We start from the raw sequence: 21950 nt of genomic DNA on the forward strand, positions 1-21950 counted from the left end.
TTTGAGCTTCATTTGCCCACGCAGGATCACGTCAAATCACCCAGTGGGGCCAAAACTTTCGGTGTGAATATGTTCCGGAGAGATGCCGCGGCGTTCCAGATCGGCCTGGATCTCGGCCATGAAACTGACAGGGCCGCACAGAAAGTAATGCGCGCTGGCATCGTTGATCAGTTGCGCCAGAAGCGCCCCATCGACACGGCCATGCGAGTCATAGTCCATTCCGAACTCATCCTCTGGCGTTGGTTGGCTATAGGCCACATGCGTCGTGATCCCCGGCCGCCTGGAGGCCAGATCGTGAACTTCACCGGCCATTGGATGGTGCTGACCGTCCCGAGCACCGTGGATGAACCAGACAGGGCGGTTGCCGCGCTCGTCTGCGACCTTATTCAGAATGCTCAACATCGGTGTGATACCAACACCTGCGCTGACCAGAACCAATGGGCACCGGTCGCAAGTCATTGTGAAATCACCCGCTGGCCGACGGCTGTTGATGATTGCGCCCAGTTCCAGATGATCGTGCAGAAACTGCGATGCGATCCCTTTTGGCTCACGCTTGACCGTAATCCGATAGCGATGATTGTTCGGTCCGTTACTGAGCGAATAGGTCCGGCGCACCGGTTCGGCGATCCCTGGAATTTCAAGCTCGATTGGCAGGTATTGCCCGGGCTCGAACCCAGCCAAGTGGCCACCGTCGCGAGCTTCGAAAACAAACGAGGCGACATCGACGCTTTCACGGATCTTTTCGATCAGGCGGAGAGATCGGACAGATTCTGCATCCGAAGTCCATCTGAGGCTGACTGCCGCGCGGATTTCCACGACCTCGTCAATCTCCAGTGTCACCAGCCGCCGCGCCCCCGGGAAATTTGTGATCTCATCGCTGGCCCAGTCGATCGAGGCGACGCCGGTCAGTTGCAGCAAGCTGCCGCTTTCGAAATCGACGAACAGAAATCCCGCCCTTGGGTCGAGCAACAGGTTGCCGATAGTGTTGAAGTGGTTATTGCCGGCATAGTCGGGAAACCGCAGCCGCCGGTTGTCCAGAACCTGCACGAAACCACGGTCGCCACCGCGATGGGACGCATCCATCCCGTAAGTCGGGCTTTCGCCCTCTTCGCGATAGCCGCTGGCGATAAAGAAAGTATCGGCTGTTTCGATCCACCGGACCTGATCCGGCGTCAAGTATTGGCCGAGTGTTGTCGGTCCGGGCCTCGAGTCATCAACCCGGTGCCACGCGCGTTCACGGATATACTGCGGGCAGTTGCCAAAGGTCTGGTCAACGTGAAAATCAAAACCGGTCGGAGTGACGCGTCCGGCGCGGCCATTGATACGGTTGCGCCGACGCGTGGCCAGTTCAATACCAAGGATGCCAACATCGCTTTTGGGGTGAAGGGCACCGTGCAATGCATCGCCTTGGGCTGGCAAGGCAGTAATGGAAAGCGTTTTGTTATCTGGTGCAGAGACGAACCCGTCTGGCCCTTCCAATAACGTAACCCAGGGCCGACCTTGCGCATCGCGCGCGGCCATCACAAGAAACGGCAGGGCGGTATGAAAATCCCGATGCTGTTCGGGCATGTGGTCGCGGACAACTTTCCGTGCCCAGTGTTCAATGTCGCGGACACCCAGCCGCGCCTGCGCCATGTGTTCACCCCGATGAAAAGGGGAAGTGCTGCTGTCGCTGGGTTCGATGGAAATCATGGGGTCTCTCCTGGGGCGGCAAAGTTTGGACGCATGCGCCCGGTCCTGACGGCCGGGCGCGCTCTGGTGTCAGGCGGCGAGGCCGACCTTGGTGCTTTGCATGGCCACAAAGCCGGGCAACGCCTCAACCCGGGCCAGCAGGGCGCGGATATTGGGATAATCATCCAGTGAAACGTTTCCCTCAGGCGCATGGGCCGTATAGCTGTAGATCGCGACATCAGCGATGGATGGGCTGGTTCCGACCAGCCAGTCGCGTCCGTTCAAATGCGCCTCAAGCCGGTCAAAGGCGGATTTGGCGATGGCCTTGGCACGTTCTGCATCCAGTTGAGCGCCAAAAACGGTGATCAATCGTGCTGCCGCAGGGCCGTGGGCGATGTCGCCGGCGGCCAGCGACAAGAACTTCTGAACTTCCGCCTCGCGCACCGGATCAGTCGGCAGCCAATCAGGCGCGTATTTCCGCGCAAGGTACACGAGGATAGAGTTGGAGTCGGCGATCGCGATTTCACCGTCCTCAATCACCGGCACCTGCCCGGCAGGGTTCAGGGAAAGAAACGGCTCTTTCTTGTGTTCGCCAGACAGCAGGTCGACATCGATCAGCTCGTGATTGATGCCGCCAAGCTTGGCGAATAGTTCCACCCGGTGTGAATGCCCGGACAAGGGATGACGGTGGATACGGATTGCGTTTGGCATGTCTGTTTCCTTTCGGAGGAGTTTCTTGGGAGCGAGCTGGCGATGTTCGTCAGCGGTCACTGGCTAGAACATGGCAAAACCTTTCTTAGTTATAATCCTGTGTTTTATTCAGTAACTATGAACAAATTGGGTATAATTGACCAAACACCAACCTGACGAAGGAGCGCTGCGTTGGATACAATTGACACGATGCGGGCATTTATGGCGGTTGCTCATGAGGGATCGTTCACTGCCGCGGGGCGGCGGCTGGGCCTGTCTACCAAACTGGTCAGCAAGTATGTTGCCCAGTTGGAGGCCAAGCTATCGACGCAACTGTTCAACCGGACAACCAGAAGCGTTTCGTTGACGGACGTCGGCATCGCGTACCTTGAACGCTGCCGCCCGATCGTGGAACAAATCGACGAGCTGGAAGACCTTGTTCAGGAGCGGCAATCGGCACTGGCCGGGCCAATCCGAATAACCGCACCAACCGGGTTCGGCAGCATCAACCTGACTCAGGCTTTGGCTTCGTTTCTGCGGGCGCATCCGAAGGTCGATATCGACCTTAAACTGTCGGACTCGCGCGTGGCGCTTGTTGAAGAGGGGTTCGATCTTGCCATACGGATCGGGGTGTTGCGGGATTCGACCCTGATTGCGCGGAAGCTGTCCGATATGCCGCTGATCGTCTGCGCGTCGCCTGATTATCTAGCGGAAAGGGGGCGTCCGGGTGATCCGATGGCACTGGCCACACATAACTGCCTGATTGACGAAAATCCGGCCGACGCAACAGCATGGAGGTTTCGAGCCGGGACAAGGGATATTGTGGTCAAGGTGGCGGGAATGTTTCATGCCAATGCCCCGGCGGCGATTGCCAACATGGCGATTGCCGGGCTGGGTATTGCGCGTTGCCCGCACTATGTGATTGCCCGCAGTCTGGAAGAGGGTACCCTAGAGCGCCTGTTTCAGGACTATGAAACGGAAAATTTCGGCCTTTATGCGCTCTATCCACCCAATCGTCACCTGACGGCCCGGGTGCGCGCGTTGATTGATTTTCTGGCGCAGCATTTTCGATCAGGCTGACATCCAGCAACTGAAACGGATCCACAGTCCAGCCACAACCGCGGTGGTTGTTCCGCAAAGTCTTGAGAAAGTTAGGCAGAGCTTTCGTTTTGGTGCATGAGATGAAGAGTATTTCCCGCTTTGTCTAAAGCGCGGTAGAGATCCATCCACTTTCCATGGACATGCACACGGACCTATGTGGCGTCCATGCGCCAAGAATTCAGTGTAGGACGCTTCATCGATTGCGCGCGCAGCGATCATCGGCGAAAACCGCGTGACCCACATGTTCTATGTAGCATGGTCCACGCGCAATCCCCGTTCGCCATGATCTCCTCAAGGCCGCGACAGAAAACAGTCTACCTCAGTAGAAATACACGGCTTACAAAGCCACACCTTTGGGAAAGTGGCGGCTTTTCAAGAAGATCACATAGAAACCCATTCGCGGCGGCTTCGAAGGCAAAGAGAAACCGAATACAGACTTTCACCAACCTCGCTCGAAAGCTTGACACCCCCGTCGCTGTTAGTCTGCCTTGGCGGGCAATATCCGGTGCCGCCAGACGCAGGCACCGGGCAGCGATGCCGACGAGGGGCCTACATCAGATCGTTTTCCACGTCTTCTGCAGATATTCCCAATGCGTCCAGACCATTCTCAAGGTGGTCAGACATATGCGGTGTTCCGATCAGGTAATCTGCACAAGGGGTCGATGCCTCGGACTTGGCGGTGGCGATGGCCTCGGCCAGATCTTCCGCAAAAAAGCTCTCGCGCCCGATCCACATGATGGCTACCAGTTCGGCCTGCTCGTCTTCGCTCATGCGGTCGATGAACGCCCGCAATTCGCCCTCGGCCCGGTTCAGTTCGCGGCCCATCATGGCGACCTGGGCGACTTTTCTTGCCGAGATTTCCATCATCTCTTCGACTCCTCGTGTTCGCGGTTGTTACGCCATCACAACCACCGACAGGGGCCCGCGTCTTTGATCTTGAACAAACAGGCTGGTCACTGCCCCACACGCGTTACTGGGTGATCAGGCACCGGTTCCCTGCGAAACGGGCGGAAGGCGGCTTTTTTCAGCCACAACCTGAAGGCCTGCCAGAGGATCAGCGCAAAAGTGCGACGCGAACCGAAAGGGCGACGCAGAAAAGACCAAAGGATCACCCGGCTGGTCAATGGCTGGCGCGGTCCGGTCAGCGTCGCGATCAACCCGCCATCCGCGCGCGTGTAGTCGATCCACACACCGACCCGATCCGGGCTGTAGTCGAAGCGGAACGTATAGCTGCCTTCAATCTTCTGGAAGGGCGAGACATGCATCACCTTTTCGGCCGTCAATCGGTCGGTTGGTCTGATGGTCGAAAAATCCGGCTTATGGCACAGATAACTGTGACGCGTTCCGAAGGTGTTCGTCACCTCGGCCACCACGGCGTAAAGCTGATCATCGCGGTCAAAGCAGAACCAGAAACTGACGGGATTAAATACGTGGCCCAGCACCCTTGGCTGGGTCAGCAGCATGACCTGCGCGGGTTGCGGAATGTCCATCTCGGTAAATCGCGCGCGCAGCCAGGCGGCACCATGGCCTTGACCCGGCTCTCCTCCGTGATCGCGGGTTCGCCAGTTGGTGACATTCGTCCGGTCCATTGAAAACAGAAAAGGCGTGGTCAACCGGGCTTCGGGATCAAACAGGATGTAATCGACAGAATACCGGAAGGCGTTGTCGATTGCCCCCTTGCGGCCGTGATAGGTGTGGCCTGCAACATGATCTATCGTTTTTGCCATCCGATGTCTTCTGGTCCTTGCACACCCGCCAGAGCAGTCGCGATTTCTTTTTTGCCGCTGGTGTTCATATTACGAGACTTGGCCGGGAGCGGATCAAAATGTTCCGATAAAGTGATCCGGCTTGGGACATGCGCCGTATTGTGGTTATGTTTACCCAGATCAATACAGCGACCTTGGACGGACCAGCGGTTGAAACACCCGCCCCTCAATCTTGGCGCATCAACAAACGCATCAAGGGTAGGCGGGTGAACGACATCAACGGCAAGCGCGAGACCAGGGCCGAATGGGTGGACCACGTCAGACGCATCCGGGATGCGCAGGATCAGGCGGCATTTGCCGAGCTGTTCCAGCACTTCGCGCCGCGTATCAAGGCGTTCCTGATGAAGTCAGGGGCGGATGCCGCCATGGCAGAAGAATGCGCACAAGAGGTGATGGCGACCTTGTGGCACAAGGCCCACCTGTTCGACCCGACGCGTGCCACCGTGGCCACATGGGTGTTCACCATCGCACGGAACAAGCGCATTGACGTGCTGCGCAAGCAACGCCGCCCTGAACCCGAAGATCTGGGTTGGGGGCCCGAGGCTGAGCCCGATCAGGATGACGTCATCGCGCTGCAACAGGAAACCGCGCAACTGCGCACCGCCTTGAAAGCGTTGCCGGATGCACAGCGGGACCTGATCGAGAAGGCATATTTCGGCGACCTGAGTCACCGGGAAATCGCATCGCAGACCGGGTTGCCGCTGGGAACGATCAAATCACGGATACGGCTGGCGCTGGACCGCCTGCGCCACGCGATGAACTGAGATGAGTAAGATGAGCAAGTTGATCAAACATCACCTGACAGATGACCTGCTGATGGCCTATGCCGCAGGCGGTCTGCCCGAAGCCTTCGATCTGATGGTCGCCACGCATCTGTCCCTGTGCGACCACTGCCGCGCGCGCGCAGAAAGCTATGACGCCGTTGGCGGGCATGTTCTGGACGAGCAGAGTGAGGGTGTCAGCATGAGTGAAACTTCACTGGCGGCCACGATGGCTTTGATCTCCCAAGGTGCTCCGGCGCCCAAGCCCGTTCGCCCGGGATGTGCAGTTCTGCCGGCCCCGTTGCAGGATTACGTGGGCGGAACAGTCAAGGACATCCGCTGGAGGTCGATAGGTATGGGCGTCAAACAGGCGATCCTGCCGACCACCAAAGACGCCACCGCCCGCTTGCTTTTCATTCCGGCCGGTGCTGCCGTGCCGGATCATGGCCACAACGGCATGGAGCTGACAATGGTTCTGCAAGGGGCTTTCTCGGACGAGGTTGACCATTTTGCCCGTGGCGATGTTGAAATCGCTGACGAGGATCTGGAACACACACCTGTCGCGGATATCTCGGAAGACTGCATATGCCTGGCGGTTACGGATGCGCCGCTGAAATTCAACAAGCTGATGCCGCGCCTTTTCCAGCCCTTTCTGCGTATCTGAACGCTTGCAGGCACTGGTCCATCAGAACCGGCCCGGTGCCGGTTCAGTTCTTCAACAGGATGTTCAGCCTTCGTGACGTGCCAGTGGCACAACCTCTGTTTCAGTATCGGGCGCGATTTCTTCGAAGTCGAAATTATCCAGCCGCTGCGCCCGGCGGCCGGCCTTTTCGGCACTGATCTTGATTTCCGAGATATCCTTGGCCGCCTGCCCGAAGTGACGGTCGAGGTTTGAAACGCGGTCGCCCAGACGGTCCACGTCTTTGTGCAGCAATCCCAGTTCTTTGCGGATCGCACCGGCCTGTTCACGCATGCGCGCATCTTTCAGGATCGCCCGCATCGTGTTCAGCGTGGCCATACAGGTGGTGGGCGAGACGATCCAGACCCTTGCGGCAAACCCTTCGCGCACCACATCGGGCAGGCGGGCGTGTAGCTCGGCATAGATCGCTTCGGACGGGACGAACATCAGGGCTCCGTCAGCGGTTTCCCCGTCGAGGATGTATTTCTCGGAAATCGCCTTGATATGCACTTTCACGGCAGCGCCAAAAGCCCGCAGGCATCTTTCAACATCCGCCTTGGTCTGCGCGGCGGCAAGTGCCTCGAAATCCTCAAGCGGGAATTTCGCGTCAATCACGATCGGGCCGGGCGGGTTCGGCAGATGCACCAGGCAATCCGCACGCCTGCCGTTCGACAAGGTGGCCTGCAGCGAATAGCTGTCTGCGGGCAGTGCCTTGGACACGATATCGTTCAGCTGAATCTCACCAAACATCCCGCGCCGCTGCTTGTTTGACAGGATATCCTGAAGGCTGAGAACATCGCCCGACAGTTTCGTGATATTGTCCTGCGCCTTGTCGATGGCGGCCAGACGTTCCTGCAGCTGCGTCAGTGATGTCGCCGTCTGCTTTGACGAACCGTGCAGGGTTTCCTTCATCCGTTCCTGCATTTCGGCCAGCGCGCGCGCCGATTTCATCGCGTTGTCCGCCAGCCGGTCATTCATCTGCTGCTGAACCGAGGACAAGCGCGCCTCGACCGTCTGGATTACCTGTACCTGCGCGTTGGCCTGCGTGTCCGAGACATGCTGCAAGCCGCCGCGCAACTGTTCCTGCCCCTGCCCCAGCTTCTGCACATGCTGACCCAGAAGCGCCATCTGCCGCACCAGCGGTTCCGCCATCCGGGCCGAGCGATTGGCAGCGCGCAACGACAGGAACAGCAGCAGCAGGATCAGCGCGACTGTTCCGCCCGCAATCAGAATCACGGGATCATTCAGCGCTATTTCAATACCTGCAATCTGGATCATGGGGTTCAGTATGTTCTCGTTTTGTTTCTATCTTCTTAAGGCCTGTTTGACACCAAATCAACAGCGCCCGAACAGGCGTTCGATATCGCTTAGCTTCAGTTCCACATATGTGGGTCGCCCGTGATTGCACTGGCCGGAATGCGGCGTCGCCTCCATCTCGCGCAGCAGGGCGTTCATTTCCTCGGCCCGCATCCGGCGGCCGGACCGGACCGAGCCGTGGCAGGCAACCCGGCTGAGGATCGCCTCGATCCTTGCCTGCACCATCTGTGTTTCGCCCTGATCGGCCAGTTCGTCGAGGATATCCAGGATCATCGCGCGCGCATCGACCTCGCCCAGAATGGCCGGGGTTTCGCGCACGGCAATTGCGCCTCCGCCAAAGGGTTCGATGGTCAGCCCCAAACGGGACAGATCATCACAGACCGCCATCAGACGGGCGCAGTCGCCTTCGGACAACTCAACAATCTCAGGGATCAAAAGTGCCTGCGCCGCGACGCCTGTCTCGGCCATCTGTGTTTTCAGCTTTTCATAGACCAGCCGTTCATGCGCGGCGTGCTGATCAACGATCACCATTCCATCGGCAGTCTGGGCGATGATGTAGTTTTCATGCACCTGCCCGCGCGCAGCGCCCAGCGGAAGGTTTTGCGCATCAGGCTCCTGACCCTGTGATACGGGTGCAACCGGGGTCGGATCGACAATGCTGCCGCTGTAATCATGCGCCAGTTCCGCAAAACCCGGAGCCTGCGCCCGGTACGCGGCCTGGCGCGCTGCGGGCGACGGGTGATCCATCTGATAGACCCGCGCTGGTGCAGACTGCGCAGGCTCCGGTCTCATTGCACCCAGGGTCGCATTGGCCACGGTCGATGACGCACGATGCCCTGCCTCGGCCAAAGCGTGGCGCAGGCTGGACACGATAAGCCCGCGCGCAACGCCGGGATCGCGGAACCGGACCTCGGACTTGGCAGGGTGAACGTTCACGTCAACCAATGTCGGGTCGCAGTCGATGAACAATGCCGCGGCCGGGTGACGGTCCCGGCTGAGGAAATCGAAATAGGCCGCCCGCAAAGCGCCGGTCAGCATCTTGTCGCGCACGGGACGCCCGTTGACGAAAAGGTACTGCGCCACCGCAGCGCCACGGGAATAGGTCGGCAGGGCCGCATAACCAAAAAGCCTGAGACCGTCGCGCGTGGCATCGATCCGCAGCGCATTCTCGGCAAACTCGCGCCCTATCACACGGGCAAGACGGGCGTGCAGGGCATCAAACAGGTCGCCATTCTCGCGATCCGCGCGGAAGATAACACGGCCTTCGCCACCGCCCGAGACATCGCGCAGGGTAAATGTGACGGATGGTTCGGCCATAGCCAGCCGTTTCACCATGTCCGTGATCGCCTGCGCCTCGGCCCGGTCGGTGCGCATGAATTTCAGCCGTGCGGGGGTGGCGAAAAACAGATCGCGCAGCTCGACCACCGTGCCCGCGCGCAGGGCGGCAGGCTTGACCGAACCCATCTTGCCACCCGCAACATGGATCTGCGCCGCGTCCGCACCGGGCACGCGACTGGTTATGGTCAGGCGTCCGACAGCCCCCAACGAGGGCAAAGCTTCGCCTCGAAACCCGAAGGTGTGGATATTCAGCAGGTCCGATCCGTCGATCTTTGATGTGGCATGGCGCGACAGGGCAAGCGGCAAATCTTGGGCCGGGATGCCGCACCCATCGTCGGTCACGCGGATCAGTGTCTTTCCCCCGTCGGCGATTTCGACGGCTACACGCGCGGCCCCAGCATCAAGCGCATTCTCGACCAGTTCCTTGACCGCCGAGGCCGGGCGTTCCACCACTTCACCCGCCGCAATACGGTTGATGGCAGCATCGTCAAGCTGTCTGATCACGGGGCGATTTTCGCTGATATTGGGGTTTGTCTGCGCCATACCCCTAGACCTAGCACAACCGCGCACGATTCTGCCACCGGTTTGAGCATGTCTTCTGATCGGAAAGGGGCGCCCGGATGGCCGTGAATGAATCCCCATTCCGTACCATCCGGGCGTACCAAAGTGAGTGGTGTGTTCAGCTAATCAATGGACAGCCCTCTAGCACGAGACTTCCCAAAAATCTGCTTAAGATTAACCTTAACGGCATCTGGGCAGAGTTTGGCCGATGACGCATAGGCATCTGCGGCAGGAAAATGCCGTCTCAGGCTGACGTCTGAACACCAATGCGTGTGCGGCATGGGCCAAACATGGCCGCCAGCGCCAGGATCAGCCCGGACATCGTTGCGATCATCCCTGCCGCACTGACCGCATCCGCCGCGCCCAGCCACAGGGGCCCGTAGCCTGCCAGCACATACCCCGTCACGGCAGAGGTTATAGCGATCACGACACTCCAGCCAATCTGCGCCTCAAGCCGGTTGGTCAGCATCCGCGCAGCTGCCGGAGGGCAGATAAACATCGCGATCACGATGATCGAGCCCACAGCGTCAAAAGCGGCAACCGCCGCGATGGCTGCAGTGATGACGAGCGCCATGCCCAGAAGCCCCGTGCGAATACCAATCGTGCGGGCGAAACCTTCGTCAAAGGTGGAAATTTTCAGCGGCCGCCAGAACAGCCATGTAAACAGCATCACACCCACCAGTGTCAGCGCTATACGGGGCAGTTCCGGGGGCAATCCGGCAAGGGCCTGAGCGTCCAGCACCGAGGACCACCCGGACGCGTCCAGCCAGATCAGGCTTTCGAGATTGCCGTAAAGCGCATGTTCCACATCCAGATGCACGGTTGACGTATCCGTCTGCTCAAGCAGCAGGACGCCTGCTGCGAACATGGTGGTAAAGACCACGCCCATGGCAGCCCCGGGTTCGATCTGCCCCAGTCGGCGAATGGCCTCGATCAGGACAACAGCCAGAACCGCGGCCCCGGCCGCACCCAACATCATCGGCCAGGTGGATATGGCACCTGTCAGCAGAAACGCAACAACGATACCCGGCAGCACCACATGGCTGATCGCATCGCCGATCAGCGCCTGTTTTCGCAACACAAGAAAGTTGCCGGGCAAGGCACAGGCGATGGCCGCACATGTTCCGATCAGCAGCGGCGTCAGAGACAGCGGGACGAATTCTTCACCACTCATGCCGGTATCCCCTGCGGCCCGCCAATCTGGCGGTCGATCTCATCAATCTGGTCGCGTGTCAGAACGGTCTCGATATCACGCAACCCGTCATAGAGCGCAGCTGTCGCCTCGTGCGCCTGATCGGCGCGCACGATTTCCCATCGCTTTTCATCCCGCAGGGCCTTGGCCGCGCGGGCCTTACCGGTGTCTGTCGCGACGCCATCCGCCCGGACCAACCCGGCACGCCGCAGCAAACGCAGGGTCAGGGGCTCATAGATCTTCTGCCCTTGCGCCATCGCCAGAAGTCCCTGGCGAATATGCACCCGGCGCTGAAACCGCAGATGCCGCAGCACCGCCGCCAGAACGCCGCGCATCGGGGCGAAGAAGAGGGAGGCGAGGAAAAAGGCAAAGCTGACCAGCACGATAATCGGGCCGGTTGGAAGATTGGGCGCGGATGCGGATATGGCAGCGCCGATATATCCGGCCAGCCCACCGGCCAACCCGGCCAACAGAACAACGCGTTCCGAGCGGTCAGACCAAAACCGGGCGGTCACTGCCGGAATGATCAGCAAAGCCACGATCAGGATCAGGCCGACGATTTTCAGGCCGACCACGGTCACGGCCATGACCAGCCCCATCATGGCCAGGTCGATACGATGCACTGGCAACCCGCGCGCAGCTGCATATTCGGGGTCGAATGCGACAAGGGTCATCGGACGGCGGATGATCAGCACCAGCGCCAACGTCAAGGCGCCACCAAGTGCGATGATCACCGCATCGGCCCACAGCATTCCGGCGGTTGAACCCAACAGGAAACCTTCCAGCCCGGCCTGACGGCCAACCCCCATGGTCTGGATGACCGTCAGCAGCACGATCCCAAAGCCGAAGAACACGGACAGAACCGCACCGATCGCGGCGTCCTCGGCCAGGCGGGTGCGCCGTGTCAGCCAATTCATGCACAACAGACCAACCCAGGCGGAAATAGCGGACCCCACCAAAAGGCCCGGCAGGTTGCGCCCGTCCCCGCCCAGCGCGACCAGCACCATGAAAGCGATACAGACGCCCGGCAGGGTTGCATGGCTGATTGCGTCGCTGACAAGGGCGCGCTTGCGCAGAAACAGGAATGTCCCCGTCACGCCCGCCGACACGCCCAGCAATGTTGCACCGATGGCAACCAGCGTGGCGTTATAGCCAAGCTGAAGGGTCAGAGCATCCCAAAGCATGAACTATCCCAGCGCGCGTGAAATCTGATCGATCTGGGCCGTTGCCAACCTGCCACCATAGGCCGATTGCAGCGTTTCCGCCGTGAAGGCCTCGGCCACCGGCCCTTCGGCCACCTTGCGAGTGTTGATCAGGAAAACGTGGTCGAAATAGTCGGTCACGGTGGCCAGATCATGATGCACGACAACGACTGTCTTACCGGCCTCTTTCAGGGATTTCAGCACCGCGATGATGGCTTTTTCGGTAGCAGCGTCGACACCGGCAAACGGCTCGTCCAGCAGGTACAGATCTGCATCCTGAGCCAGAGCACGCGCCAGAAACACACGCTGTTGCTGGCCACCGGACAGCTGGCCAATCTGGCGATCCGCGAAATCGCGCATTCCGACACGGTTCAGGCAATCCATCGCACGGGCCTTGTGGCGCGCGCGCAAGCGGCCCAACAGGCCCAGTTCACGCGACAGACCCATCAGAACCACGTCGATCACCCGTGTCGGGAAATCCCAGTCCACGCTGGCACGCTGGGGAACATAGGCGACACGTGCGCGTTGCGAATTCAGCGGCTGACCAAATACGGTCACCTGCCCCGACAATGGCGTAACGATGCCCAGCGCCGCCTTGAGCAGCGTTGACTTTCCAGCACCGTTCGGCCCGATAATGGCGGTCATCGCGCCGGGCGTTACTGTCATATCAACCGAAAAGACCGCTGGCTTCTGCCCGTAGGAAACCGTCAGGCCCCGCACAGCCAGAGGGCTGTCATCCAGATTATGTTCCTGGATCGTCACACCTTCGTTGCTGATCAGCCCCAGCATCTTTCAGAACCCCGCTGACAGTTTGCCGTCCATGCCGCGATCGGGAACATCCCCGCCCAATGCGCCTGCGATGACGGTGACATTGTGATCAAGCATCCCGATGTAAGTGCCTTCGTAGGTGCCATCCTCGCCCATGGCGTCCGAGAACAACTCGCCCCCGACCTTCACCTCGTGCCCTTTGGCTGTGGCCCCTTCGATCAGCGCGCGGATCGACCGGTCAGAAACCGAGCTTTCGACGAAGACCGCCGTGATCCGGCGATCAACCAACAGGTCAACCAACTCTCCGATCCGGTTCAGGCCCGCCTCGGATTGGGTCGAGATGCCCTGAATGCCCAGTACCTCGAACCCGAAACTTTCGCCGAAATAGCCAAAGGCGTCGTGGGCGGTGACCAGAACCTTGTTGTGGTCCGGTACCGAAGACAGGGTTTTCTCGGCATAGGCCGTCAGACGGTCTATGTCGGCCAGATGGGCTTGTGCATTGGCCGCAAAAACCTCGGCTGCTTCGGGGCGGGCTTCGGTCAGCGCACGCTGCACTTCCACAACAACTTCGCGCCACAGCGCGGGTGTCATCCAGACATGCGGATCATACTTGTCGGCATAATCATCATGCGCACGCAGCATGGACTTATCTACGCCCTCTGCAACCGCAATGACGGTCCGTTTCCGCTCGAGATCATGAAAGAAGTCTTCCATTTGCGCTTCGAGATACAGGCCGTGCCACAGAACCAGATCTGCCCGAGTCATCGCCACGATATCGCTGCGCGTCTGGCGATAGGCATGGGGATCAACGCCGGGGCCCATAAGCCCTCTGACCTCAACCAGATCACCGCCGACCTGACGCGCCGCATCTGCAATCATGCCCGTCGTGGCCACCACTTTCAGCGGTGCCCCGGCAAAAGCCATAGCTGGCACCGAAAGGGCCAGAGCCAATAGTGCAAGGCAATGCCGACGAATCATTTCCAACCTCGATTTGGATGCGTGTTGGATCAAATATGAGAACCATTCGCAACTAAGTCAACGCTAATGAGAATTATTCGCAAGAAAACCTCGATTATTTGTCCAAATGGTCAAAAATATTCGATCGTTGCGCCGGAACACCTTCCATTCCCGGCCCACCCGTGCGATTTTGTCGCAAACCTCCCAAAGGACGTAACCATGGATACGCAGAGCTCAGAAAGCCCCGTGCGCACCGCGCATCTGCCGCAAGTGACCGAACCCCGGAACCCCGGAATGGAACTGGATCTGGACTGGGTGCGCGCCATTCAGGCCAATACTTCCGCGATTGAACGGCGTGCGGCCACATTGCCGGGCCGCCGTTCGGTCAAGAAGGAATATCAGGCTGCGTGGCTGCTGAAAGCCATCACGATGATCGACCTGACCACGCTGTCGGGCGACGATACAGTGGGCCGGGTGCGCCGTCTGTGTGCAAAGGCCCGTCAGCCGGTTGCACCTTCGGTCCTTCAGGCGCTGGACATGCCACCGATCACGACCGGGGCGGTTTGCGTCTATCACGACATGATCGAAACCGCCGTAGACGCTCTGAAAGGCACTGGCATTCCGGTCGCTGCCGTGTCCACCGGCTTTCCCGCCGGACTGTCCCCGTTCCATCTGCGCGTGGCCGAGATCGAGGAAAGCGTGAAAGCCGGGGCCGAGGAAATCGACATCGTAATCTCGCGCCGTCATGCGCTGTCGGGGGACTGGCAGGCCCTGTATGATGAGATGAAGGCGTTCCGCGTGGCTTGTGGCGATGCCCATGTCAAAGCCATTCTTGCGACCGGAGAATTGGGCAGCCTGCGCAATGTCGCGCGCGCCTCGCTGGTGTGCATGATGGCCGGGGCGGATTTCATCAAGACCTCGACCGGCAAGGAAAGCGTCAACGCCACCCTGCCCGTGTCGCTGGTGATGATCCGTGCGATCCGCGATTACTATGACCGCACCGGATACCGGGTCGGGTATAAACCTGCGGGTGGTATTTCGAAAGCCAAGGACGCGCTGGTTTATCTGTCGCTGATCAAGGACGAACTGGGCGACCGCTGGCTGGAACCCGATCTGTTCCGCTTTGGTGCGTCGTCGTTGCTGGGCGATATCGAACGGCAGTTGGAACACTATGTCACCGGGGCTTACTCGGCTGGTTACAGGCATTCGATGGGCTGAGCCTGTGGGTATGTCTGGACAGTGAGTATTTGGGAAAAGATGAAGTCATGACAGTCAAAGAGATTTTTGAGACCATGGAATACGGCCCCGCCCCCGAAAGCGCCGCCGAGGCACTGGCCTGGCTGGTCGATCAGGGCGACAAGTTCGGACACTATATCGATGGTGCTTTCACCAAGCCGGGCAAAGGGTTTGACAGCCGCAACCCTGCGACCGGGGAGGTTCTGGCCAAGCTGACGCAGGCCAAGCAGGCCGACGTGGACGCCGCTGTTGCCGCCGCGCGCAAGGCTCAGCCGAAATGGGAGAAACTGGGCGGCGCGGGCCGTGCGCGGTATCTCTATGCAATTGCGCGACTGCTGCAAAAGCATTCGCGTCTGTTTGCGGTGCTGGAAAGCCTCGACAACGGCAAACCGATCCGGGAATCGCGTGACATCGATATTCCGCTCGCGCAGCGGCATTTCTATTATCACGCCGGCATGGCGCAGCTGATGGAAAGCGAGCTGCCCGACGCCGAAGCGCTGGGTGTGTGCGGTCAGATCATTCCGTGGAACTTCCCCTTGCTGATGTTGGCGTGGAAGATCGCGCCTGCGCTGGCGATGGGGAATACGGTGGTTCTGAAACCGGCTGAATATACCTCGCTGACGGCGCTGTTATTTGCCGATATCTGCACACAGGCCGGTCTGCCGAAAGGTGTCGTCAACATCGTCACCGGAGACGGTGCCGTGGGTGAGATGATCGTGGCCTCGGACGTGGACAAGATTGCCTTTACCGGCTCGACCGTTGTGGGCCGTCGCATCCGTGAGGCCACCGCCGGATCTGGTAAGGAACTGACGTTGGAGTTGGGCGGCAAATCCGCGTACATCGTCTTTGATGACGCCGATATCGACTCGGCCATCGAAGGGCTGGTGGATGCGATCTGGTTCAATCAGGGTCAGGTCTGCTGTGCAGGTTCGCGCCTGCTGGTGCAGGAAGGCATCGCCGACCGTTTCCACGACAAGCTGCGCGCCCGGATGGACACGCTGCGCGTCGGCAATCCGCTGGACAAATGTATCGACGTGGGCGCGGTTGTGGACCCGGTTCAGTTGCAGACCATCAAAGGAATGGTCGAAAGCAACACAGCGGGCCATGTGCATCAAGCTGCCTGCGATCTTCCCGCAAACGGCTGCTACTACCCGCCGACACTGATCTCGGGGCTCGAGACCTCGGACCCGTTGATGCAGGAAGAGATCTTTGGTCCGGTGCTGGTGTCTTCGACTTTCCGCACACCGGAAGAGGCCGTCGAGCTGGCCAACAACACCCGGTACGGTCTGGCGGCGACTGTCTGGACCGAGAATGTGAACCTTGCGCTGGATATCGCGCCCAAGCTGGTTGCGGGCGTCGTCTGGGTGAATGCCACCAATCTGTTTGACGCCGCTGCCGGGTTCGGTGGGGTCCGCGAAAGCGGCTTTGGCCGCGAAGGTGGTTGGGAAGGGCTGACCGCCTATACCAGACCCAAGGGTAAGGCCAAGCCGCTGGCAAAGGTCGAGGCAGCCATGGGCGAAGGGGCCCCGGTCGATCCGATCGACCGCACTGCCAAGTTGTATGTCGGCGGCAAGCAGGCGCGGCCCGATGGTGGATATTCGAAACCGGTTTGGGGCAAGTCCGGCCTGCTGGGCCATGTGGGTCTTGCCAACCGCAAGGACGTGCGCAACGCGGTCGAGGCCGCGGCAGGTGCAAAAGGCTGGTCCAGGACCACCGGCCATCTGCGGGCCCAGATCCTGTATTACATCGGCGAAAACCTCTCGGCCCGCGCCGGTGAATTCGCGGCGCGGATCGACGCCATGACCGGCAGGAAAGACGGCGCGAAAGAAGTTGAGGCTTCGATCCAGCGCCTGTTCACTGCCGCCGCCTGGGCCGACAAGTATGACGGCCAGGTCCATGGTGTTCCGATCCGGGGCGTGGCCATCGCCATGAAGGAACCCGTTGGCGTGATCGGTGCGCTTTGCGCGGATGAGGCACCGCTGCTGGGTCTGGTCTCGGCCATGGCGCCTGCGATTGCCATGGGTAACCGGACGGTTCTGGTGGCTTCTGAGCCCTTCCCGCTGGCGGCGACGGATTTCTACCAGATCCTTGAGACTTCGGACGTCCCTGCCGGTGTGGTCAACATCCTGACCGGCAGCCATGCTGAACTGGCGAAACCGCTGGCCTCGCATCTGAACGTCGACGCGGTCTGGTCGTTCTCGTCCACCGACCTGTCGAAAGAGATCGAGGTCGTTTCAGCCGGGAACCTGAAGCGGACCTGGGTCAATAACGCGACGGCATTTGATTGGAGCATGGACCATTCCCGCCGCTTCCTTCAGGCTGCAACCGAAGTCAAAAACATCTGGGTGCCCTACGGCGAGTAGGGCTCCCTGCCAAGGGAGCGTTTACTTTGGTACTACCGACTGAGAAAACCAATCGGACTTCTATCGCTCGTTTGGTGATTTTTTCTTTGGTCGGCGCATTTGCGTGCTTGGTATTCTTACTCGCAAATCGCGAAACTCTTGTGCTTCCGATGATTGAGGAGATGCGCAACGAACTCAGTCAAGAGAATGGCGCTCACCCAGTAGATCAAAGATAAAGGGCGTTACATGGATTTTTCAGGAAAAACCGTCATCGTCATTGGCGGAACCAGCGGTATCAATCGCGGCATTGCCGAGGCTTTTGCAGCCTCGGGCGCCAAACTGGCCGTGGCCAGCCGGTCGCAGGAAAAGGTCGATGACACCATCGCCGCGCTGAAAGCCGCAGGCGCACAGGATGCGATTGGGGTTGCGTTTGATGTGCGCGATGCAGGCGCCGTGGCGGCGGGACTGAAGCAGTTCCATGACGCCTTTGGGGATTTCGATGTGCTGATCTCGGGCGCGGCGGGCAACTTCCCGGCGCTGGCGTCCGAGATGTCGGTCAACGCGTTCAAGACCGTGATCGATATCGACCTGATGGGCACGATCCACGTGATGAAGGGGGCGTATCCGTTCCTCAAACGCCCCGGTGCCAGCATCATCAATATCTCGGCCCCGCAGTCCTACCTGCCGTACGAAGGCCAGTCGCATGTTTGCGCCGCCAAGGCGGGGGTGGATCAGATCACCCGCACGCTGTCGATGGAATGGGGTGTCGAAGGGATCAGGGTGAATTCGGTTGTGCCGGGGTTCATCGAAGGCACCGAGGGTGCGAAACGCCTTGCGCCCACCAAAAACGCCCACGAAGAACTGCGCCGCGACGTGCCGTTGGGCCGCTGGGGCCAGCCGCAGGACGTGGCCAACGCCTGCCTGTTCCTCAGCTCGGATCTGGCCAGCTATATCAGCGGCACGGTTCTGGCCGTGGATGGGGCACTTTATCAGCGCGGATCGGGCAAGTTCGGCCAGATGATGGGCGATATGCTGCGGAGTATGAAAAAGGGGTGAGCCGCAACTCACCCCTTGCAGTTCAGTTGGTAGTTTCCAGCCCAACCGGCTTTCCAACAACAGTGAAATGCAGGCCGTCCGGGTCCAACAGTTCGGATGCAACGCGGTTCACGTCTTCCAGTGTGACCGCGTTCACCTTGTCATTGCGGGTGGCGATATAATCGATGGGCAATCCTTCCATCTGCATCCCCACCATGATCCCGGCAATCTGCCCGTTGCCATCAAAGCGCAGCGGATAAGCGCCAGTCAGATAGGTCTTGGCATCGTCCAGTTCCTTCTGCGTCACCCCTTCGGTGGCAGCATGCGCCCATTCGTTGCGAATAACCTCTATCGCCTCGGCAATGCGGTCATTGGCCGATGACACCGACCCCAGGTAAACCGAGGCCAGATCCTTGGGCACAAGATAGGTTCCAACCCCATAGGTCAGGCCACGCTTTTCACGCACCTCTTGCATCAGACGGCTTTCGAACCCGCCACCGCCAAGGATGTGGTTCAGGATATAGGCGGCAAAGAAATCAGGATCGTCCCGATCTATTCCGGCATGGCCAAACAGCGCCACGGATTGCGGGGTGTCAAACTCGACAACACTGATCCCGCCGGAGATGGTCACGTTGGCCTTGCCCGGGATGGGCTTGCCCGTTTCCGGCAGGTCGGCGAGCAATGTGTCAAGCAATGCGCCCAGTTCTTCGGCCGTGATATCGCCGACGGCCCCCACATAAAGTCGATCCTTGGCAAAAACGCTTTCATACGCCGCTACCACATCATCCCGTGTCAGCGCCGAGACGCTTTCGATCGTGCCCTTGCCTTCGGAACCATAAGGGTGATCGCCATAGGCCATCTGGGCAAAGCTGCGGCCTGCAATCTCGTTCGGGTCGGTTTGATCTGATCGCAGCCCGGACAGGATTTGTGCGCGCACACGGTCAACCGCGTCCTGATCAAAGCGTGGTTCGTGAATCGTCTCACGCAGCAGGTCGGCAACCTCATCCCGGTTTTCGGTCAGAAAACGTGCGGAAATCGAAACCGTGTCGTCACCGGCGTTATAGCGGAACGATGCGGCCAGCGCCTCAAGCTCGCGCGCATAGGTCCGCGCGTCCATTTCACCGGACCCTTCCTCGATCAGCCCGCTCATCAGATAGACGGCGCCGCGCTTGTCCGGGTCGTCCAGCGACGTACCGCCACGAAAGCGCAGCTCGAGCGCGGTGAAAGGGATCGAGTGATCCTCGACCAGCCATGCGGTGATCCCGCCGGGTGAGGTCACTTCTTCAATCTCGATCTCGGCCAAGGCAGGCAGAGCAACCAGACAGGCAATCAGCGTTGCGAGAAACCGTTTCATTGCGTTACCTCATCATCGCGCATCAGCCAGCCGGTGACCGACGCCTCGGGTTGCAGAACATCGCGGGCGGCGGCGATGATTTCGTCGCCGGTCACAGCCTGAAGAATATCAGGCCATGCCTGCACGTCCTGTATTGTCAGGCCGCTGGTCAGGGCGCGCCCATAGCGGTTGCCGATCCCGTCCACATTGTCGCGCGCATAGGTCTGCGCGGCCCGCAACTGCATCTTGATGCGGTTCAGATCGTCCTCGTCGACACCTTCGGCAATGAAATCGGCCACGGCCTGGTCCATGGCATCTTCGGCCTCTTGCAGGGAAACCCCTTCGGCGGGAACGACCAGCAGATCGAATGTTGTGTCATCCAGCGAGACGTCACGATAGAACGCCCCGGTATAAACAGCCATTTTCTGATCGAATTGCAGCTTTTCGTTCAGGTAAGAGGTCGTGCTGCCCCCCAGCAGTTCCGCCAACAGAAACAGGGCTGCCGCCTTTTCCTGATCGCCCGGATCGCGTTCGGGCGCCAGGTAACTGCGCTGGACATAGGGCTGCGCCACGCGAGGGTCCTTGAAAGTCAGACGGCGTTCGGCGGTTTGCGGGGGCTCCTGCGACCGGACCCGTTCCGGCAAATCCGCATTGGCCGGGATCACACCGTAATACTGATCGGCCAGAGTGCGGACCTTGGCGGGATCAACGTCTCCGGTGACAACCAGAATAGCGTTATTGGGCGCATAGTGGGTCTGGTAGAAAGACAACGCGTCTTCCAGTTCCAGTTCTTCCATCTCGTGCTTCCAACCGATGATCGGCACGCCATAACGGTGATTGAGGTATTGTGCCGCGCTCATCTGTTCGCCGAACAGAGCGCGCGGGTTGTTTTCGGTGCGCTGGTTGCGTTCCTCAAGGATCACATCGCGCTCGGTCACGATATCCTCATCGCTCAGGCGTATGTTCCGCATACGGTCCGATTCCATGCGCATCATCAACTCAAGCCGGTCGGCGGCGACGCGCTGGAAATAGGCAGTGTAATCATACGAGGTGAACGCGTTGTCGTTGCCGCCATTGGCCGCGACGGTAGCCGAGAATTCACCTGGCGCCAAAGTATCTGTGCCCTTGAACAACAGGTGTTCAAGAAAATGCGCGACACCCGACGATCCGATCGGCTCATCCGCCGATCCGGCGCGGTACCAGACCATGTGCTGCACGACAGGCGCGCGGTGATCTTCGACCACGACGACATCCATGCCGTTGTCCAAAGTGAATGTGGTGACCGCTTCTTTCCCACCCCCGGCAAAAGCCGGTGTGGTGGCGATCAGGGCAGCCGACAAGGCAAGGGCCCGAACCATGGGGCATCCTCCGTTTCGTTTCTGTCATTCAAACTACGGTGGTGCGGCCCGGGTTCAAGCCCGATGACGGAAAGTTAAGAATTATTCATTCGGGGGCGAGGTCGGGGTTTCGACCCCGGCCCGGCGGGCGGCATCGGTTTCCGAATACGGATCAATCGACTGGCGTTCGTAGACCTGATTATAGCGGTCGACGGGGAACAGGCGCAGACCGGTCCAGCGGCCCCGGCGTTTGCGGAACGCGGCATCCTCGGCTTCGACCACTTGCCGTGCATCGGCTGGCACGCCATAACGGCTGGACGCCGTCACAAGCGCTGCATCCGACGACGGCACACCGGCATTGGGGTTCAGGGCGGCGGCATTACCGCCCAGCGCGATCACCGCATCGGCCTGAGGGGTCGGGTCTGTCAGATTTCCACCACCCGGCGTCGGTGCCGGCAGGAACGCGTAATCCTGAGGCTGGGTCAGCGGCTTGACCGGCAATACCGAAAACTCATCCGGACCCTGTCCCGGAGGCGCCAGATCCCGCAGTCCGGGATTCGAACATGCCGCAACCGCAGCGGCAACTGTCAGAACAAATATGGCGCGCGGCATCCGCATTGGTGTCTCCAGCCTGTTTCAGGCGCTTTTATCGCATATCATTCCG

General features: G+C 59.9%; 19 protein-coding genes. 6 read left to right on the forward strand and 13 right to left on the reverse strand.

All coding sequences use genetic code 11. The features are described from left to right. Nucleotides 1-36: 36 nt before the first annotated feature. Nucleotides 37-1692 (reverse strand): FAD-binding oxidoreductase, encoded by a 1656-nt coding sequence (locus ACR0M3_RS16645; RefSeq protein WP_480911766.1) that lies wholly within the window; start codon nt 1690-1692, stop codon nt 37-39. A gap of 69 nt (nt 1693-1761) precedes the next feature. Further along, nucleotides 1762-2382: a glutathione S-transferase family protein gene (locus ACR0M3_RS16650; RefSeq protein WP_480774255.1), complete on the reverse strand. Its 621-nt coding sequence runs from the start codon at nt 2380-2382 to the stop codon at nt 1762-1764. 171 nt (nt 2383-2553) lie between these two features. On the opposite strand from ACR0M3_RS16650, the gene ACR0M3_RS16655 reads away from it, so the two are divergent. Beyond that, on the forward strand, nt 2554-3441 hold the full coding sequence (locus tag ACR0M3_RS16655; protein WP_480911768.1) for a LysR family transcriptional regulator: 888 nt from the start codon (nt 2554-2556) through the stop codon (nt 3439-3441). A 570-nt stretch (nt 3442-4011) separates the two neighbouring features. On the opposite strand, the gene ACR0M3_RS16660 is transcribed toward ACR0M3_RS16655, so the two are convergent. After that, complete coding sequence (locus ACR0M3_RS16660; protein WP_267363482.1) at nt 4012-4329, reverse strand: DUF3775 domain-containing protein; 318 nt, start codon at nt 4327-4329, stop codon at nt 4012-4014. Nucleotides 4330-4415: 86 nt separating this feature from the next. Next, on the reverse strand, nt 4416-5189 hold the full coding sequence (locus ACR0M3_RS16665; RefSeq protein WP_480482875.1) for a DUF1365 domain-containing protein: 774 nt from the start codon (nt 5187-5189) through the stop codon (nt 4416-4418). A gap of 146 nt (nt 5190-5335) precedes the next feature. On the opposite strand from ACR0M3_RS16665, the gene ACR0M3_RS16670 reads away from it, so the two are divergent. Continuing rightward, nucleotides 5336-5992 carry a sigma-70 family RNA polymerase sigma factor gene (locus tag ACR0M3_RS16670; RefSeq protein ID WP_480482905.1) on the forward strand — a complete coding sequence of 219 codons (657 nt, stop codon included), beginning with the start codon at nt 5336-5338 and terminating at the stop codon, nt 5990-5992. Between the two features lie 10 nt (nt 5993-6002). Continuing rightward, on the forward strand, nt 6003-6653 hold the full coding sequence (locus tag ACR0M3_RS16675) for a ChrR family anti-sigma-E factor (protein ID WP_480482874.1): 651 nt from the start codon (nt 6003-6005) through the stop codon (nt 6651-6653). Between the two features lie 63 nt (nt 6654-6716). Here the strand turns inward: ACR0M3_RS16675 and ACR0M3_RS16680 are convergent, their stop codons facing one another. The 6 genes from ACR0M3_RS16680 to ACR0M3_RS16705 all read right to left on the reverse strand — a co-directional run bounded on the left by ACR0M3_RS16680 (nt 6717) and on the right by ACR0M3_RS16705 (nt 14024). Continuing rightward, entirely contained in the window at nt 6717-7946 is a 1230-nt protein-coding gene (locus ACR0M3_RS16680) for a DNA recombination protein RmuC (protein ID WP_480911771.1), read from the reverse strand. Nucleotides 7947-8003: 57 nt separating this feature from the next. Continuing rightward, nucleotides 8004-9866 (reverse strand): DNA mismatch repair endonuclease MutL, encoded by a 1863-nt coding sequence (gene mutL / locus ACR0M3_RS16685; RefSeq protein WP_480911772.1) that lies wholly within the window; start codon nt 9864-9866, stop codon nt 8004-8006. 262 nt (nt 9867-10128) lie between these two features. Then, nucleotides 10129-11058: a metal ABC transporter permease gene (locus tag ACR0M3_RS16690; protein ID WP_480911774.1), complete on the reverse strand. Its 930-nt coding sequence runs from the start codon at nt 11056-11058 to the stop codon at nt 10129-10131. Further along, complete coding sequence (locus ACR0M3_RS16695; RefSeq protein ID WP_480506491.1) at nt 11055-12260, reverse strand: metal ABC transporter permease; 1206 nt, start codon at nt 12258-12260, stop codon at nt 11055-11057. Before ACR0M3_RS16695 ends, ACR0M3_RS16690 begins: the two co-directional genes overlap by 4 nt. A 3-nt stretch (nt 12261-12263) precedes the next feature. After that, on the reverse strand, nt 12264-13067 hold the full coding sequence (locus tag ACR0M3_RS16700) for a metal ABC transporter ATP-binding protein (RefSeq protein ID WP_480560493.1): 804 nt from the start codon (nt 13065-13067) through the stop codon (nt 12264-12266). Nucleotides 13068-13070: 3 nt separating this feature from the next. Further along, entirely contained in the window at nt 13071-14024 is a 954-nt protein-coding gene (locus tag ACR0M3_RS16705; protein WP_480911778.1) for a metal ABC transporter solute-binding protein, Zn/Mn family, read from the reverse strand. 198 nt (nt 14025-14222) lie between these two features. On the opposite strand from ACR0M3_RS16705, the gene deoC reads away from it, so the two are divergent. The 3 genes from deoC (at nt 14223) to ACR0M3_RS16720 (ending at nt 18637) form a co-directional block, all read left to right on the forward strand. Next, nucleotides 14223-15221: a deoxyribose-phosphate aldolase gene (gene deoC, locus ACR0M3_RS16710; protein ID WP_209505074.1), complete on the forward strand. Its 999-nt coding sequence runs from the start codon at nt 14223-14225 to the stop codon at nt 15219-15221. A gap of 47 nt (nt 15222-15268) precedes the next feature. Continuing rightward, nucleotides 15269-17602, forward strand: a complete 2334-nt coding sequence (locus tag ACR0M3_RS16715; RefSeq protein ID WP_480911781.1) for an aldehyde dehydrogenase family protein — start codon at nt 15269-15271, stop codon at nt 17600-17602. Between the two features lie 225 nt (nt 17603-17827). Beyond that, the gene (locus ACR0M3_RS16720; RefSeq protein ID WP_480911784.1) at nt 17828-18637 is read left to right on the forward strand and encodes an SDR family oxidoreductase; all 810 of its coding nucleotides are present in this window, start codon (nt 17828-17830) and stop codon (nt 18635-18637) included. Between the two features lie 22 nt (nt 18638-18659). Here the strand turns inward: ACR0M3_RS16720 and ACR0M3_RS16725 are convergent, their stop codons facing one another. From ACR0M3_RS16725 to ACR0M3_RS16735, 3 genes are all read right to left on the reverse strand, one after another. Further along, nucleotides 18660-19970, reverse strand: a complete 1311-nt coding sequence (locus ACR0M3_RS16725; RefSeq protein ID WP_480774265.1) for a M16 family metallopeptidase — start codon at nt 19968-19970, stop codon at nt 18660-18662. Beyond that, nucleotides 19967-21307 (reverse strand): M16 family metallopeptidase, encoded by a 1341-nt coding sequence (locus tag ACR0M3_RS16730; protein ID WP_480911786.1) that lies wholly within the window; start codon nt 21305-21307, stop codon nt 19967-19969. The genes ACR0M3_RS16725 and ACR0M3_RS16730 overlap by 4 nt, the downstream gene beginning before the upstream one ends. Before the next feature lie 81 nt (nt 21308-21388). After that, complete coding sequence (locus tag ACR0M3_RS16735; RefSeq protein WP_480482853.1) at nt 21389-21904, reverse strand: DUF3035 domain-containing protein; 516 nt, start codon at nt 21902-21904, stop codon at nt 21389-21391. Between the last annotated feature and the right edge of the window lie 46 nt (nt 21905-21950).

It is taken from the genome of Ruegeria sp. O5 (genome assembly GCF_056535105.1).

What these genes read in the sequence shown, in the direction of transcription:
- ACR0M3_RS16680 (WP_480911771.1), bottom strand. Translation starts at nt 7,946, where the DNA reads ATGATCCAGATTGCAGGTATTGAAATAGCGCTGAATGATCCCGTGATT.
- ACR0M3_RS16730 (WP_480911786.1), bottom strand. Translation starts at nt 21,307, where the DNA reads ATGGTTCGGGCCCTTGCCTTGTCGGCTGCCCTGATCGCCACCACACCG.
- ACR0M3_RS16690 (WP_480911774.1), bottom strand. Translation starts at nt 11,058, where the DNA reads ATGAGTGGTGAAGAATTCGTCCCGCTGTCTCTGACGCCGCTGCTGATC.
- ACR0M3_RS16670 (WP_480482905.1), top strand. Translation starts at nt 5,336, where the DNA reads ATGTTTACCCAGATCAATACAGCGACCTTGGACGGACCAGCGGTTGAA.
- ACR0M3_RS16735 (WP_480482853.1), bottom strand. Translation starts at nt 21,904, where the DNA reads ATGCGGATGCCGCGCGCCATATTTGTTCTGACAGTTGCCGCTGCGGTT.
- ACR0M3_RS16650 (WP_480774255.1), bottom strand. Translation starts at nt 2,382, where the DNA reads ATGCCAAACGCAATCCGTATCCACCGTCATCCCTTGTCCGGGCATTCA.
- deoC (WP_209505074.1), top strand. Translation starts at nt 14,223, where the DNA reads ATGGATACGCAGAGCTCAGAAAGCCCCGTGCGCACCGCGCATCTGCCG.
- ACR0M3_RS16705 (WP_480911778.1), bottom strand. Translation starts at nt 14,024, where the DNA reads ATGATTCGTCGGCATTGCCTTGCACTATTGGCTCTGGCCCTTTCGGTG.
- ACR0M3_RS16675 (WP_480482874.1), top strand. Translation starts at nt 6,003, where the DNA reads ATGAGCAAGTTGATCAAACATCACCTGACAGATGACCTGCTGATGGCC.
- mutL (WP_480911772.1), bottom strand. Translation starts at nt 9,866, where the DNA reads ATGGCGCAGACAAACCCCAATATCAGCGAAAATCGCCCCGTGATCAGA.
- ACR0M3_RS16665 (WP_480482875.1), bottom strand. Translation starts at nt 5,189, where the DNA reads ATGGCAAAAACGATAGATCATGTTGCAGGCCACACCTATCACGGCCGC.
- ACR0M3_RS16725 (WP_480774265.1), bottom strand. Translation starts at nt 19,970, where the DNA reads ATGAAACGGTTTCTCGCAACGCTGATTGCCTGTCTGGTTGCTCTGCCT.
- ACR0M3_RS16645 (WP_480911766.1), bottom strand. Translation starts at nt 1,692, where the DNA reads ATGATTTCCATCGAACCCAGCGACAGCAGCACTTCCCCTTTTCATCGG.
- ACR0M3_RS16695 (WP_480506491.1), bottom strand. Translation starts at nt 12,260, where the DNA reads ATGCTTTGGGATGCTCTGACCCTTCAGCTTGGCTATAACGCCACGCTG.
- ACR0M3_RS16715 (WP_480911781.1), top strand. Translation starts at nt 15,269, where the DNA reads ATGACAGTCAAAGAGATTTTTGAGACCATGGAATACGGCCCCGCCCCC.
- ACR0M3_RS16720 (WP_480911784.1), top strand. Translation starts at nt 17,828, where the DNA reads ATGGATTTTTCAGGAAAAACCGTCATCGTCATTGGCGGAACCAGCGGT.
- ACR0M3_RS16660 (WP_267363482.1), bottom strand. Translation starts at nt 4,329, where the DNA reads ATGATGGAAATCTCGGCAAGAAAAGTCGCCCAGGTCGCCATGATGGGC.
- ACR0M3_RS16700 (WP_480560493.1), bottom strand. Translation starts at nt 13,067, where the DNA reads ATGCTGGGGCTGATCAGCAACGAAGGTGTGACGATCCAGGAACATAAT.